Annotated in this window: 9 protein-coding genes and 2 pseudogenes; 3 read left to right on the forward strand and 8 right to left on the reverse strand. The window is 68.4% G+C overall.

The window, feature by feature from the left end:
- Nucleotides 1-104: 104 nt before the first annotated feature.
- Both istA and OG520_RS00275 read left to right on the forward strand, forming a co-directional pair.
- Nucleotides 105-868: pseudogene (gene istA, locus OG520_RS00270) on the forward strand (IS21 family transposase); the annotation flags it as partial.
- Nucleotides 860-1,810 carry an IS630 family transposase gene (locus tag OG520_RS00275; protein WP_406016377.1) on the forward strand — a complete coding sequence of 317 codons (951 nt, stop codon included), beginning with the start codon at nt 860-862 and terminating at the stop codon, nt 1,808-1,810. The pseudogene istA and the gene OG520_RS00275, both read left to right, overlap by 9 nt.
- A gap of 130 nt (nt 1,811-1,940) precedes the next feature.
- Here the strand turns inward: OG520_RS00275 and OG520_RS00280 are convergent.
- The 7 genes and pseudogenes from OG520_RS00280 to OG520_RS00310 all read right to left on the reverse strand — a co-directional run bounded on the left by OG520_RS00280 (nt 1,941) and on the right by OG520_RS00310 (nt 10,971).
- A pseudogene (locus tag OG520_RS00280) lies at nt 1,941-3,340 on the reverse strand (IS1380 family transposase).
- 773 nt (nt 3,341-4,113) lie between these two features.
- Nucleotides 4,114-5,562, reverse strand: coding sequence for an acyltransferase (locus OG520_RS00285; protein WP_406011703.1), 1,449 nt, complete (start codon nt 5,560-5,562; stop codon nt 4,114-4,116).
- Between the two features lie 422 nt (nt 5,563-5,984).
- A complete protein-coding gene (locus tag OG520_RS00290) occupies nt 5,985-6,407 on the reverse strand; it encodes a hypothetical protein (RefSeq protein ID WP_406011704.1) in 423 nt (140 codons plus the stop codon).
- 15 nt (nt 6,408-6,422) lie between these two features.
- Nucleotides 6,423-8,267 (reverse strand): glycoside hydrolase family 15 protein, encoded by a 1,845-nt coding sequence (locus OG520_RS00295; protein ID WP_406011705.1) that lies wholly within the window; start codon nt 8,265-8,267, stop codon nt 6,423-6,425.
- A 261-nt stretch (nt 8,268-8,528) separates the two neighbouring features.
- Entirely contained in the window at nt 8,529-9,203 is a 675-nt protein-coding gene (locus tag OG520_RS00300) for a methyltransferase domain-containing protein (protein WP_406011706.1), read from the reverse strand.
- Nucleotides 9,200-9,703, reverse strand: coding sequence for a hypothetical protein (locus OG520_RS00305; RefSeq protein ID WP_399337775.1), 504 nt, complete (start codon nt 9,701-9,703; stop codon nt 9,200-9,202). Before OG520_RS00305 ends, OG520_RS00300 begins: the two co-directional genes overlap by 4 nt.
- A gap of 2 nt (nt 9,704-9,705) precedes the next feature.
- Nucleotides 9,706-10,971 (reverse strand): molybdopterin-dependent oxidoreductase, encoded by a 1,266-nt coding sequence (locus OG520_RS00310; RefSeq protein WP_406016378.1) that lies wholly within the window; start codon nt 10,969-10,971, stop codon nt 9,706-9,708.
- Between the two features lie 381 nt (nt 10,972-11,352).
- On the opposite strand from OG520_RS00310, the gene OG520_RS00315 reads away from it, so the two are divergent.
- Nucleotides 11,353-11,655 (forward strand): hypothetical protein, encoded by a 303-nt coding sequence (locus OG520_RS00315; RefSeq protein ID WP_399337771.1) that lies wholly within the window; start codon nt 11,353-11,355, stop codon nt 11,653-11,655.
- A gap of 198 nt (nt 11,656-11,853) precedes the next feature.
- Here the strand turns inward: OG520_RS00315 and OG520_RS00320 are convergent, their stop codons facing one another.
- On the reverse strand, nt 11,854-14,403 hold the full coding sequence (locus OG520_RS00320) for an NPCBM/NEW2 domain-containing protein (protein ID WP_406011707.1): 2,550 nt from the start codon (nt 14,401-14,403) through the stop codon (nt 11,854-11,856).
- Nucleotides 14,404-14,719: the final 316 nt, after the last annotated feature.

The raw sequence follows: 14,719 nt of genomic DNA on the forward strand, positions 1-14,719 counted from the left end.
GCGCATAGCCGCGTACGGATGAACGTACAGAGTTCTTGATGCGCTGAGAGTCGGCCCCCGGCATTCTGCTGCCTGTTGTCCAAGGTTGCAGAGAGGGGTGGGCCATGGTCTTGGACCCGCAGCGCTGGCTGGAGCTCCGGCGCTTCCGCGGCCTGGTGGAGTCCGGGGCGATGAGCCTGTCGGAGGTCGCCAAGGAGACCGGGCTGAACTGGCGAACGGTCAGCAAGTACCTGTCTGCTGACTCGTCTGCGCCGCCGCGCCGGACGGCGAGTGGTCAGCCGCGCAGGCGGGTGGTCGACGAGGTTGCTCCGCTGATCGACGCGATGCTGCGGGCCGAGGTCCTGATGAAGGCCACGGTGATTCATGAGCGGTTGGCCACGGAGTACGGGTTCACCGGGAACTACCAGCGGGTCAAGCTCTACGTGCAGGAGGCCCGCCCGCGGATCGCGGAGGAACTGGGGATCACCCACGGGAGTTGGCGGGGATGCACCGCAGGTTCGAGGTGATCCCGGGTGCTCAGGCTCAGGTGGACTGGGGCGATGAGGGAAAGGTCCTCGCTCATCTGGGCATTCCGAAGGTCTACTCCTTCCACATGGTGCTGTCGTACTCGCGTGATCCGTTCTGCTGCTTCACCACCAGCCTGGACCTGCAGACGTTCTTCGACTGCCACCGGCGGGCATTTGCGCACTTCAACGGGGTGCCGATGACGATCGTCTACGACCGGACCAAGACGGTCGTGCGCCGTCACGTCGCCCCGGGTGAGGCGGTTCCGCTGCATCCGGAGGCGGTCGGCTTTGCCGGCCACTACGACTTCGACATCGATGTGCTGGCCGCCTCCCGGACCGCGCCGGTCGGGCGGGTGGCCCGGGCCAGGGCCTTGCTGGCGGCATCCGACGGTGCGTCCAACGCGGCGATCGCCCGGTCGCTTCACCGGCACGTGGACACGGTCCGCGCCTGGCGCAAACGGCTCGCCGCCGAAGGGATGGCCACGCTGGCCGAGCGGCCCCGACCACTGGGCCGTCCCCGATTCACCGTCGAGGACCGACTCAAAGTGATCGCGGCGGCGACTGCGACCCCGCCGGGCGCCGACGCCACCTGGTCCCACCGGCTACTGGCCGGACATCTGGCCGAGCTGGGGATATCGGCCTCACAGATCGGGCGGATCCTGTCCGGCACGGATCTCAAGCCGCACCTGGTACGCGGTTGGCTGACCCGGCCGGCCGACCCGGAGTTCTTCGACAAGGCCGCCGAGGTGTGCGCGCTCTACCGGACCTGCCCGCCCGGCGCGGTCGTGCTCTCCATCGATGAGAAGACCGGGATCACTGCCCGCTCCCGCAAGCACCCCGACCAACCAGGAGGTCCAGGGCGGCGCACTCGCCGAGAGTTTGAGTACGTCCGCCACGGCACCGTCTCGATCATCGCCGCCCTCAACGTCCACAGCGGCCAGGTGCTGACCGAGACGATCACCCGCAACGACTCCGACGCCTTCATCAGGTTCCTGCGGCTGCTGGACTCGGCTATCGCCGCAGGCCAGGACATTCACCTGGTCATGGACAACGGCTCGTCGCACACCTCAAAGAAATCCCGTGCGTGGCTGGCCGCGCACCCACGCTTCAACGTCCACCACACACCCAAACACGCGTCATGGCTGAACCAAGTAGAGATCTTCTTCTCCACCCTCACCCGCCGGATCCTGCGAAGAGGCCAGTTCACCAGCCAGGACGAACTCGCCGAAAAGATCGACGAGTTCGTCCTGGCCTACGACCAGACCGACGCTAAGCCTCGATCCGCCGACGTGGTCTGGAAGTGATCTTCTGACGGGCTTCTGAGCCGGTTTGGGGTCGACCGATGGGCATGGGCGTGCTGCATCCGCTGGTCTGCCCAGCTTTTCCACGGTTTGGTTCCGGTCGGGCCCTGGCGGGCGGGGTGGGCAGAGACTGTCAGGCGGGTTCGGGTGGGCGGTGGACGGTGTCGAACAGGTGCGTCCAGGCTTTTTGCCAGCGCCAGTTGCGCGGAAGGTGCAGGGTGACGCGCCGTGCGGAGCGGGCGATCCGGGCCGGGACCTGGACCAGGTGGGCGCGGAGGGTGGCGGTGGTGGCCTTGGCGTGGAAGGCGGAGGTCAGTGCCCCGGCGGCCCGCAGCAGGTTGTAGGCCATCGCCCACTGGATCAGCCAGGCGGCGTTGGCGTGGAAGTGTCCCGACGGCAGGTGGGCCAGGGCGGAGGCTTTGCTGTCGGCGATGACCTGCTCGACGACGGCGTGGTGGCGGTGCTCCCGCTCGGCCTCGAGCGTCGGCGCGGGGGTGTCGGTGAAGAACGGGTGGTGGCGCCAGACCGGGAACAACTCGCCCTGCTCGCCGACGACGGCGGGTTTGGCCAGGTCACGGACCCGGCGCACGATCAGCCGGGCCGTGACCCGCTCGCCTTTCTTGCGGCTGGCGAAGGCGGTGTAGGCGGGCATCTCGGCAACCTCGGCGTCCGAGATGAGCTCGCCGGTCTCAGGGTCGGGCACCGCGGTCGGGTAGGTGATCTGCTGCCACGCGGTGTCGGGGATGCTGTGGATGGCTCGTTCGATGGAGGGGTTCATCCCGGTGGTGAGGGAGAAGCGGGCGCCGGACCGGCGGCAGGCGGCGATGACACCGGCGTTGCAGAACTGCGAGTCCGCGCGCAAGATGCGCATGCCGGTGCAGCCGGCCTCGACGGCGGTGGCCAGCGCCTCGCTGACGAATTTCGGGGCGCCCCGGGAGTCGGCTGCTTTGCCGCGGCGCATCCGCACGGTGGCGATCACCGGTCGGGAGGGGTGGGGGTGCAGATCGTGGCGAGCAGAGGGTGCAGGGTGCGGATGCCCTTGAACCGGCCGTACTCGCCACCCTGCTTGGTGCGGCCGTAGACGCGTTTGTGGGTGGAGTCGACGTCGATGAACGCCTTCTCGCCGGAGCCGGGCAGCAACGGGGTGTGCGCGGCCAGTTCGCCGAGGAACCTGCGGTGTACCGCGTGCAGTTGGAGGGCGTGACCGTGGGTGAAGGAGCGGAGGAAGGTGCCCAGGGTGGACGGGGCACGGACCCCTTCGAACACGGCCGACATCGCACCGTGGCGCAGAACGTCGAGGTCGTCGATGCTGTCCGCCCCTGCGGCCATGCCGCCCACGATGCCGGTGACCTTGGCGTCCGCCGAGGCACCCGCGCCGTTCTTCGTCCCGGTCAGCCTCACCTTCTCCCTCACCAGCCGGGGCAGACCGCACCGCTCGGCCAGCCGCATCACCGGAACCAGCCCGGCATGCGCGATCAGGTTCGCGTCATCGAAGGCAGCGGAGACCGCCGCCCGCGTGTGGGAAACTTGCATCTCGGAAGTGCCTTGCTGATTGTGCGTGATGGAGCCTGAAGAACTCCCATCATCGCAGGTCACAAGGCACTTCTTCGTTTTCCGAGACGTTATCCACAAGGCACGGGTCGGTGGATCGAGGCTTAGGCGGGAGTGGAAACGTCGCGGCCGTGTCCCACCCTGCAGCCATCACCCGGCGCACCGGCTCGGCTCCCAGGTAGCCGCTGCCGCCGAGAATCAAAACCGTCATGGCGCCATACGCCAGGGGAGCCCAATGTCGTCGAGAGGCCTCGTTCTACGCTGCGAGGGCGTGATGGTATCGCTGCCTGGTCTCGGCTGGCGTGAGGCAGCCGAATCCCGACGCCCGCCTGTTCACCGATCTTGAACCGCTGGTAGAGGATGGTGGCCAGGAGTCGGTCGACGAGAGTGAGGCCGGGGCGCCGGCCGGTGTAGAGGCCGGTGGCGGGGTCTTCTGCCCGGCGCTGGTTTCTCGCAGCACGCGATCCTCACCGACAATGCCCGCCTTGAGGAACGCCTTCACCAGGTCAAGAACGTGTCTGTCCCCGATCCGAAGCCGCGCCCGGTCCAGCAGGGCCGGATGCGAAATCTCGTCGGAGCAGGCTTTGATGTCACCCTCCACGATCCACTCAACGCGCGACCACCCTCCTGCGGGCCCTGCTCGTCCTGGCGAACAGCGAAGTGCAGAGGTGACAGACGATCGCCCTCTGCCGATCATGTCCTGGCCAGCACGAGTACCCCACTACAAGCTCACACCAGGCCCGTGACCAGCGAAATCAGGATGAAATTTCCTCATTGAGTTTCGGATCAATAGGCACCCTTGCCCCGCCGCACCGCCCGGCAGGGCTGTGACGGCGTCTGTCGAGGGGCTCCGGGCGTCGGCATGCCCGAAGCACGGGCCCCTGCCGGCTCCCTGGGTCCCCGGCATCCTCGGGATCCCCACCTCCGGGGCGTCGAGGTGGCGGGCCGCCGGAGCACACGATGCCCGTGAGACCGACGGCGTAGAGCGCCAGTGGGAGGGCCGCGAGCCGGCCGGCGGGAGCGAAGCCGCCGATGGCAAGGGCGGTCAGGGGCAGGAAGCAAGCGGCCAGGCCGCACACCAGGAGCAAGGGGGACCACCAGGCCGTCGGACCCACGCCTGTGGGAAGGCGGCGGAGCGGGCGCTGGGCCCGCAGAAGGGCCAGGGTGAGCGGGATCAGGGCAGCGGTCAGGAGAGCGAGCCAGGGGATGCGAAGTGCCAGCCACGCGATGGAGCCGATGGCGGGCTGGGGTGCCAGGCCCGTCGGGTAGAAGGCGACGGCCACCAGGATCACCGGGACCATGTGCCACAGGTAGACGGTCATGACCGCCTGGTTGAGGTGGGAGACCCGTTGCCACAGGCGGGGGCGGGTGAGCAGGCGTTGCAACGCGGGTTCGGCCATCAGCAGAAGGCCGGTCTGGGCAGCGGCGAACGCCAGCAAGGCGATCGACGGTGGGTTCGTATTGCCCACCCGCGTGCCGGCACCGATCATGTCGACGGGGAACGGGCCCCAGCCCAGCAGTGCAGCCAGGAGCACGACGCCCCCCGCCGCCAAGGCGCGGCATCGCCATCGCGGGGTGGTCAGCGTTCCGTCCTGCCAGGCGAATCCCCACTGATGCATCGCCCCCCACACCAAAAGGTAGTTCGCGAAGCCGATCACCGGCAGCCGGGGGCCGAGTACCAGCACGTCCACCCCGGCGGCTCCCAGGGCCATCACCGTTGGCACGGCCAGCCCCCAACGGCGGTGCGCCGCGTGCAGGAGCGGGGTCAAGGCGATCAGCAGCAGGTAGACCGGCAGGAACCACAGGTGCAGCGCCACCAGCCAGCCTGCCCGGGCCAGCACAGCGGGTTCCGCGCCCGCGAGGCGGGCCGCGACTGCGGCGAGCGCGCACACCGCCGCGTACACCGTCGTCGGCCACAGCAAACGCACCGCCCGCCCCTGTACCCAGGACCGCCAGCCCTCGCCCTGTTGCCGACGGGCCTGCCAGGACACCGCGTTGGCGTACCCACCGACAAGGAAGAAGACCGGCATGACCTGCAGCAACAGGGTGGGCCAGCGGACCCAGCCGACGTGGTCGAGCGCGTCGAGTCCGGACAGCCGACCGCCCCGGTAGGTGACGTCGACCAGCAGCCAGTGACCGGCCACCACCGCGCCGATCGCGCACACGCGCAGCAGGTCCGCACAGCGGTTCCGTTCCGCCCTCACACCATCGATGATCGCGCGGCACCGACCCGGACCGGAAACCGCACGACGTTCGGGACGACCAGGGTCGCAGTACCAGGTTCTGCCCTCGTGCACAGCGCCCTGCGGTTTCCGACCGGCGTCCAGCGCGGGGTTCATCTGGTACGCCACTGTCAGTACAGCTCGGGTCCGAGAGCGTCTCCGCGTTGCTACGGTCGATAACGTGGCGGTCGTGGCCCGGAGCCACGGTGTAGTTCGGGAGCACCTTGCCGGGCCCGACGATCTCCGTGGGCTTGATCTTCCTGCCCTGCTCGACCGTGAGTCCGACAGACTGGCGAAGACCTATGCCGTCCTCCACGTAGAACTAGCCCAAGGTGCCACTGGGCATCTGCATGTCTCCCGCGCCACGAACGTACCAGCCGTGGCCTGCGATGACGGCTTGACCGTCAGGGCGTCCGCCGGGGAGCCGCTCCGCAGCCGAGCCCACGCCCTTGCCGTGCGTGGGAATCTTGTGTCCGCGCAACTCGGGTGCCACAGCGACACGCCGCCACCCTGTCAGGCCGTCCCACGAGGACGATCTGCTGGGTCAGTTCGACGGCTGCTTCGGCGTAGAGGTCGGCGAGTGCGTCGCAGCCTTGCCGGCGGAGCATGTACTCCGCGCGGTAGAGGCGGTAGGCGGGGCGGACGGGGAGGTACTTGTCGACGAAGACGCCGGCGCCGCCGTTCTGGCCGGTGATGGCGTCGTAGGCGTCTCCGAGGAACTGGAAGGGCAGCTTCGGCCCTTGCGCGGAACCCTCGCCGAAGTCCCCCGGAATACGGCCGCACGGGGTCGACGAAGAACACAGGAGCACCCCCCTGACGGCGTACACGCGGCAGTCGTCGATTCATGCCGGGGACCGGTGCTCGGTTCCTTGCGGTGCGGGTTGCTGCCCGGCATCGCGGATGGCGCGGGCGGCGTTGATGAGTCCGATGTGGCTGAAGGCTTGAGGGAAGTTGCCGAGGGCCTCTCCCGTGGCGGGGTCGGTCTCCTCGGCGAGCAGGCCGACATCGTTGGCATGTGCGAGGGCGGTCTGGAACACCTGCCGTGCATGGACGACATGACCGGTCAGGGCGAGAGCGTGGGCGAGCCAGAAGGTGCACAGCAGGAAGGCTCCTTCCGCTTCCTCGATCTCGTCGCCGAGGTAGCGGCGGACCAGGCCGTTGCGGTCGGTGAGGTGGGTGGCGACGGCCAGCACGGTCGACAGGACGCGCGGGTCGTGCGGAGGCAGGAAGCCGACGATGGGCAGCATCAGCGCCGATGCGTCCAGCTCATCACTGCCGAACGCCTGGGCGAAGGCCCCCAATCCGGCGTTCCAGCCGCGCTCTTCGACTGCTTGGCGGATGTTGTCCCGCTCATGCCGCCAGTGGGGTACGCGTTCGTCGGCCTGTAGCGCCGGTGCCATGGCAATGGCACGATCCAGGGCGACCCAGCACATCAGTTTCGAGTGCAGGAAGTGTCTGCTCGGTCCGCGTCTCTCCCAGATGCCCTGGTCGGGCTCGGTCCAGCGACGGGCGGCCGTGTCGGCCGCCTCGACCAGGAAGGCGCGGGTGGGTGGGTCCAGGCGCTCTCCGGCTGGGAGGGTCTCGTGGGCGGCGTCGAGGAGTTCGCCGTAGATGTCGAGCTGGCGTTGGCGCCAGGCGTCGTTCCCGGTGCGCACGGGAGTGCTGTCGCGCCAACCGGCAAGGTGGGGCAGCAGCCGCTCGCTGAGGTCGTGTTCACCGCCGATGCCGTACATGATCTGCAGGTTCACGCCGCGGTGGAGCTGGGTCGCCGCGGCGCGGGCGAGGAAGCCGAAGAACTTGTCCTTCTCCTTCTCGCAGGCGGCGGTGGCAAGTGCTTGGAGGGTGAAGCTCGCGTCGCGGACCCAGGTGTAGCGGTAGTCCCAGTTACGTGTGCCGCCGGGGCGTTCGGGCAGTGAGGTGGTGGCCGCAGCCACGATTGCTCCCGTAGGGGCGAAGGTCAGTCCCCGCAGCACGCGTCCGCTGTGTGCCACCTCGTCCTGCCAGGGGCCGACGTAGCCCCGGTGCTGCCGGGACCACGAGCGCCAGCCCTCGACGGTGTCGTTCAGGCGCCGCCGGACGCGCCCCGCCCGCCAGCGCACCGGCTCGCTTCCCCACGCCGGCCCGACATGCAATGCGAAGCCGAGGCGGTCCGATGCCCGCAGGGTGAACCGGCCGTGCGCGGTGGAACCGCTTACCGTCAGCTCGACGGGGCTTGACAGCCGGAGCACGTGGGCGCCGCCGTACGCTGCGATCCCGCCCCGGACCGGTGTCAGGAGCGGATGGATCAGTCCGAACTCCGGGCGTGGCGCGTAGGCGATGTCGAGGGTCACCTGTCCTTCGGTGCAGGTGACCTGACGCAGCAGAATTCCGGGGGAGGCCTCGCCGAGTGCGTGTCCGCGCTCGCGCCGTCCCAGGGCGAGCGCGTCGCGTACAACTGCCGTGCCTCCAGTTGTCCGGAAGGTCGTCTCCAGGACGAGGGTCTCCTCGACGTAGCGGCGGCTGACGTCGGCGGGTCCGGCGGTACGGATGGACCAGTGGCCGGCGTCCTCGTCGAGGAGCCGGGCGAAGATCGCCGGGCTGTCGAAGCGGGGAAGGCACAGCCAGTCCACCGAGCCCTCCGAGGTGACCAGGGCGGCCGAGCGGCAGTCGGACAGCAGGGCATGGTCACCGATCGGTCGCGCGCTCACCGACCGCAGCCCGTCTGCCCCGGGCTCGGCCAGGACGGTTTGAGCCACCGCCATCGGGGCAGGCCCACATCAGGTGCTGGTCGGTGATCCATCACAGCCTCCCTGCGCAGCGAACTGACCTCACTCAAGCGGCACCATCGGCGGGCCGGACCTCCCGCCGCCGCTGTTGTCATGGCGGAGTGCCACGATCCGGCGAGGCCGCCTGTTCGTCAGTCACCGGAGCCCGACCGATGTCCTCGCAACCGGATCGTCGATCCCCCATCAGTTGGGACGCCCCCGGGCAGTGCACTGAGGGCTCAGTGCAAGGAAGCTCCGGTGATCGCCCTGCCACTCGTCGGTGACGCCGAGGCCGAGTTCTGGCGCGATGCGGCGGAGCGCCGGAGCGCCGAGACGTGCCCAGGGAAACGGCGGACCCCGATGGCCATGGGTGTCTTCCACCCATGCGGTACAGCGCTCTGCAACGTCGATCGGCTCGACCTCGACGAGCAGAACACCCATCGGCGCGATGAGCTGTGTACACCGTCGGAGCAGGGCCCGGGGGTCGCCGCCGATACCGATGTTCCCGTCGGCCAGCAGGAGGGTCTGCCAGGCTCCCTCACCAGGAAGGGCGGCGAACACTGACCGGCACAGTGCCGTCCCACCGAGAGCGATGGTGCGGGCGACCGCCCGCGGGGCAACGTCGATACCGACGGCGAAGATGCCCTGGTGCAGGAGTGCCCTGCACAGCCGGCCCGGTCCGCAGCCGACGTCCAGGACGGGGCCGTCGCAGCGCTCCAGCAGGGTTTCGTCGGCCCTGGTGGGTTGTGCGTACCAGCGGTGCACAGGCAACCAGGTCCACCGTCCGTCCGTCAGCCGTAGGTACACCGGCCCGCCACCGGTACGCAGGGCCAGTGCGTAGGGGTCCTGGCGTGCGGGTCGGTTCTCCTCGGTCGTCACGGAGGGCCGTCGGGGTCGGGCGGTGGGCGTTCCTCGTCGGCGCGGGCGGCCCGCCGGACGCGGCGAAGCCTGATCGCGAAGGCCACTGCGGAGGCGGCGAAGAGCACGCCGGTGATCGCCAGCCATCGGCCGAGGTAGACGTCGTAGGACAACCCGGTGTAACCGGGGTAGGGGACCGCCAGTCGGAAGATGAGGGGGAACCAGACCAGTAGGAGCAGACCGGCCAGGAAGGCGGGGACGCGCAGGTAGTTGATCCACGGCACCGTCGGTCCGGCGGTAGCGCGATGCCGTAGTACGGAGAGCGCCGACAAGTCGGCCAGCGAGTACAGGGGCAGCAGGATCAGGTCGTGGAGGATGGCGGCGCCAACGAACCAGATCGCCACCTCCAGCGGCCGGACGGCGAACAGGCGCACCATGGCGTAGCCGGTGAGCGTGAACGAGGCGATGAGGACGAGAAGGTGCAGGGGGCCGGAGCCGTACCAGCGGACGAATCGTGCCATGGTCACGCCCTGAAGGTGAGCCGGTGGACCCACTTGGTGTTGTTCACGCCGGGGTTGGCCGGGACGATGATGCGGGCCGGGTATCCGTGGTCGAGCGAGAGGTATGCGCCGTTGACGCGGAGGGCGAGCAGCGCTCGGAGGTCGTGGATCTGGTTGCCCCGCAGCACCACTCTGGTGAACGGGCCGGGCGGTTGGATGGATTCGACCAGGACGCTTCCGGCGCCAAACATGCCGGTCATGGCGGCGAGGTCGGCCAGCCGTAGGCCGCTCCAGTGCTGGTCGTCGGTGGACCATCCCTCCACACAGGCGATCGGCAGTGCGGCGGCATGCTGCGGCATGGCCAGGAGCTGCTCGCGGGTGAAGACCAGTGGCGCTCCGCGTCCGTGGACTTCCAGCCGCCAGTCCGGTCCGACGAGCGCGGGAGTGATACCGACGGCCGCCGCCGTCTTGTTGATCTGGAAGCCGGTCGGGCCCCTGCCCGGATCGCGGTTGTGCGGTGCGAGGAGCGCCGTGCCGCGCAGCCGGCCGCCGATGCTCTGTCCGGCGGTCACGGCGAGGAGGAGTAGCGATCCCGCTCCCACCATGCCCACCGCGCCGCGGCGGCTCATCGTCGGCAGGGCGGGTGCGGCTGCCACCAGGCCGTCGGGGTCGGGGGGTTCAGGCAGGGTGTGGGCGAGGTCGGTGCGCAGTTCGGCGCTCAGGCTGCGAGAGCGCAGGGCACGTGTCATCCGGGCGAGTTTGAGGCCCACGTGGACGACGAATGCGGCGATGAACACCCAGGCGCCGTAGAAGTGCAGGCGGTAGAACGAGCCCGGGAAGACGTAGTAGAGCTGGATGTTGAGGATGCCGGTGACGAACTCGAAGATGACCCCGCCGACCAGCATCAGCAAGGACAGCCGCTCCAGGCCATGGGCGACGGAACGCACCGGCAGCCATTCGAACAGCTTCGGGATCACCGACCACAACTTCGCCAGCAGCACCGGCACCAGGACCACACCCAGTGTCACGTGCACGCCCTGGAGCAGCCGGTACAGCCAGTACGGGTGCGTGGGCCAGCTGAACAGATAGAAGCCCAGCACGCCCTTGTCGGGAGTCTTGTCATTGAGGGGGCTCAGCCCGGGGTTGTAGGAGGCGTAGGAGAGCAGTCCGGTGACGAACAGCAGCGGGATGCCGATCAGCAGCACCAGGCCGAACACCGAGGTCAGCCAGGGCCCACGGATCGGACTACGCCAGAACCCGGGACGGAACGGGCCCGGTGGCGGGGGCATCTGGCCGATGCGTCGCGCTGTCGCCCGGGTACGCGCGGTGGCAGCCGCCAGAACAGCCGCCAGAGCAGCCTCCATGTGCTCACGCCACGCCCGCGTGCGCTCTCCGTCCGATCCCCGACGTTGCGGCCCGCCGGACGGTGCCGGCCCCGATGGCCGTCCGCCACTTTCCATCGGTCCTCTCCTCCAGTCGCTGAGCCGCCCGTACGACGGGGCGGTCCGATACCTCGCCCCGTGCCTGACAGACAAGACATTCACAAGCTGACACAGGCCAGGCCGGCTGACCAGGCCTGAGGTGCATGCGGGTGTCTGTCACCAGCCGAACGGTCGAACAACTGCTTCAGGCAGTCCCCCAGTCCCCGTGCCCCGGGTCATGATGGAAAGGTGCGACGCCGCAGCGCACGGCACAGCGCCTCCGACCGGCCCGGCCACGCCACCCTGGCCAGGCAGGCCGGCTGGTTCGCCGTGATCGGCGTCGCCTCCACAGCGGGTCAGGCCCTGCTGTGCTGGGTGCTGCGCCACTGGTCGCCTCCTCTCGTGGCCAATCTCGCCTCGCTCGGCTTCGTCACCGTCCTCAACACCGAGGCGAACCGGCGGCTGACCTTCTGCGGCTCTCCGGTCCGTGCCGTCCAGGCGCACCTTGCGGCAGGCGAATCCACCTCAGCCTCGCCGAAATCAGACGCCTGATCACCCGCCTCAACGACCGCGCTCCCAGCCCGATCGATCACATCCTGCACTGGTCACACTGGCACCGACGACGACAACACCAAGCCCGCGTCAGTCACTACAAACGACGCGGGCACAGCCCATAGAACCGGCCACCCATCAGCACAAACACCGTTGCAGTACCAGGTTCTGGTTCTTCTGGTCGACAGGGGGCGGGCGTTACGGCAGCAGCTTGGCGCCCGCCCAGTCGGCGTGGTCGCTGTTGATGCCGTCGCCCGCGTCGGTGACCTTCAGGACCAGGGACTTCACACCCTTGATGCTGACGTCGATGGACCGGGTCGGGCTCGCCGACGTCATCACCGCCGGGGTCTCGTACAACTTGGTGCCGTCGCCCCAGACTTCGAACCTGACGGTCGAGTTCGCGCTGACCTCGTCATCGACACCCACGTCCGACCGGAACCGCGAGTAGGCGCCATTCAAGGTGTACGTGACGGTGCTGTTGGCGTGCGTGCCGATGCCCTTGGCGTACGCCGTGCCGTTCAGCCTGATCGGGTTCCCGTCGACGCTCCGGTCCTTGCGCAGGGTGCCGAAGTCGCTCCTGGCGTCGCTCCAGGTGAGATCACTCAGATCGACCGTCTGTCCGTTCCCGCTCGCGGCGGTGGTGACGGAGACGGCGGTGCTGGCGCCGGAGGCGTTCTGGGCGGCGTCCACCGCCTTGACGGTGAACGAGTACGGCGTCGAGGCCGACAGCCCCGTGGCGGTGAAGCTCGTGCCCGCGGACGAGCCGACGAGCGTGGTGCCCCGGTAGATCTGGTAGCCGGTCACACCGACGTCGTCGGTCGAGGCCGTCCACTTCAGGTCCACGCTGTTCGAGGTCACGTTGCCCGCCGTCAGGCCGGTCGGCACGCTGGGGGCCGTGGTGTCTCCGACCGTGGTGCCGGCGCTCGCGGTCACGGACGCGCCGGCGGCCACCGGGACGGTCACGTAGGAGACCGTCTGGCCGTAGAGCGACTTGGTCCGCGGCGTCTGCGCAACACCGTTCACGGTGATCGTGGAGGGGGTTCCGTAGAACTGGGCCTCCCAGGTAACGGTGGAGCCGGAGTTGTTGGTCAGCGTGGAGGCTGTCGTACCGGTGTGCTTGAGCTTGAGGTCGTTGTCACCGACCTTGAGGTGGTCGATCTCCACCCACGGCGTCTCGGAGGTCAGCCGGGGGACGGTGGCCACCTTGTTGTGCGGGGCGTCCGGCTGAACGCCCATCATGCCGTCGATGACGCTGCTGACCGCGAGGAATGAGATCTCCGGGTAGCTGTCGCGGCCGGTCATGAGCTTCTTGAGCCAGGCCCAGCCCTCCGCGGACCGGTTGTACTGGTAGTACATCTCCGGCAGGTAGGAGGTCGCCTCGACGTTCAGGTTGTCGTCGTTGGCGGCGATGAAGTCCAGGTAGCTGTTGGTCCTGGCGCCGTGGTCGCCCAGCCCGGTCAGCATCATCAGGAAGCTGGCCTCGTGGCCCCAGCTGCTGTAGCCCGTACCGGCCGCGTCCTTGCCGCGGAAGTACCGGTTGTTCGACGCGTCCCACCACTTCGACTCGAAGTCGTCACGCACCCGCTGGGCCCGGTCGGCCCACTTCAAGCTGTTGGCAGTGTCGCCCTTCGTCTTCAGGATCTCCGAGTAGGCCAGCATCGACTGGTACTGGTAGCCGAGCGCGTCGGCCGCCGAGACCAGGTTCTCGTTCGGGAACTCGAAGTACGTCGCCGTGTACTCTCCGGGCTGCTTCTTCGAGACCGGCTGCTCACTGGACGGGTTCGCGTCGTTCCACACCACCTCGTGGTTGGTCAGGAACAGCCCCATCGTCGAGTCGTAGTACGCGGAGAGGGTCGGATCGTTGATCCAGTCCGAATTGCCCGTCCACTGGTACTGCTTGTACGCCTTGGCCATCACGTTGAACGGTGACGGCAACTCCCGGAACCCGGTGCCGTCGATGTAGTACATGGCGCCGTACGAGCTGTGTGCCCACAACGGCCAGCCGTTCTGGCCCGGATCGTCGGCGTCGTCGGCGAAGGTCCTCAGCATGTTGAAGGTCTCGGTATCCAGGCCGAGCGCGTGCGCGCCGTCGGACTGGTGGGAGATGTCCCGGTTGTAGAAGGACTCCCGGTTCGTGTACGCACCCCAGTAGCCGGGGGTCACCGAGGTGTGGGTGGAGTCCTTGAGGCGCCACCACTCCGGTTCGTGCCCCATCATCGGGTTGCCCGGGTAGAAGGTCATGCCAAGGGCCCGGTTCTTGCCCCAGTTGAAGCCGTCGTTCAGCGTCGTGTTCGGCGAGTTGATGGTCAGTGTGCTGGTCGGTGGACCGACGTGGGCCTGGATCGTGATCCTGTCGACGCGCGGCACCTCACCGGCGGAGGTGGCCGTCAGCTCGATGGCGTCACCGGCCTTGAGCGTGACCTTGCTCGACGTCCGGGTGTCGATATTCACCGGGTCGGTGTAGTCACGGCCGTAGCGCAGGGACGTCGACCAGGAATCCACCTGGGTGGAGTTCACGGAGAGCTTGTACGTCACTCCGTTCGCGGTCTTGCCGTTGTAGCGCGTGATGAGGTCGTACGTCCCGTCGGTGCCGTTGAAGGTCGTCCTGGCGGTGCTCGTCTGTCCCGACGCGCCTCGGGCGTAGGTGACGTTGTCGACCGGCCTGCCGTTCCAGGTGTGGTCCACGGTCTCCGTCGCGAAGTTGGTCAGCGACATGTTCTCGACTTCGAGCACGTAGGGCCCTGCCACGGACCCCGCCGCCGCGGGTGAAACGGGCAGGGCTGTCGCGGTGCCGACCGTTGCCAGTACGGCGGATAATGCACAAGCCAATCGACGCATGCGTGATCGGTCCTTTCGAGTGGGGGTGTTCCTCGTTCCGAGGACGGTCGACCTCAACCGCCCAGCCGTGGGGTGTGGAACGTGCCGGGCGGAGCGCTCCCGGCGGCCGCCAGCGGCTCCATCCGCTGCACGCCATGTTGGAAGAAGTTGACCTGTGTTGCATATTGAGTACTTCACGGCAAAGTGCTGTCAATAGCTGTGACCGGCTTGGCCGTTGCGCTTTCAC

Origin of the sequence: Streptomyces sp. NBC_00984 (genome assembly GCF_045162475.1) — a bacterium.
GTDB lineage: Bacteria > Actinomycetota > Actinomycetes > Streptomycetales > Streptomycetaceae > Streptomyces.

Excerpts from the sequence above, each read along its gene's own strand:
- OG520_RS00305 (WP_399337775.1), bottom strand. The coding sequence starts at position 9,703 with ATGGCACGATTCGTCCGCTGGTACGGCTCCGGCCCCCTGCACCTTCTC.
- OG520_RS00310 (WP_406016378.1), bottom strand. The coding sequence starts at position 10,971 with ATGCCCCCGCCACCGGGCCCGTTCCGTCCCGGGTTCTGGCGTAGTCCG.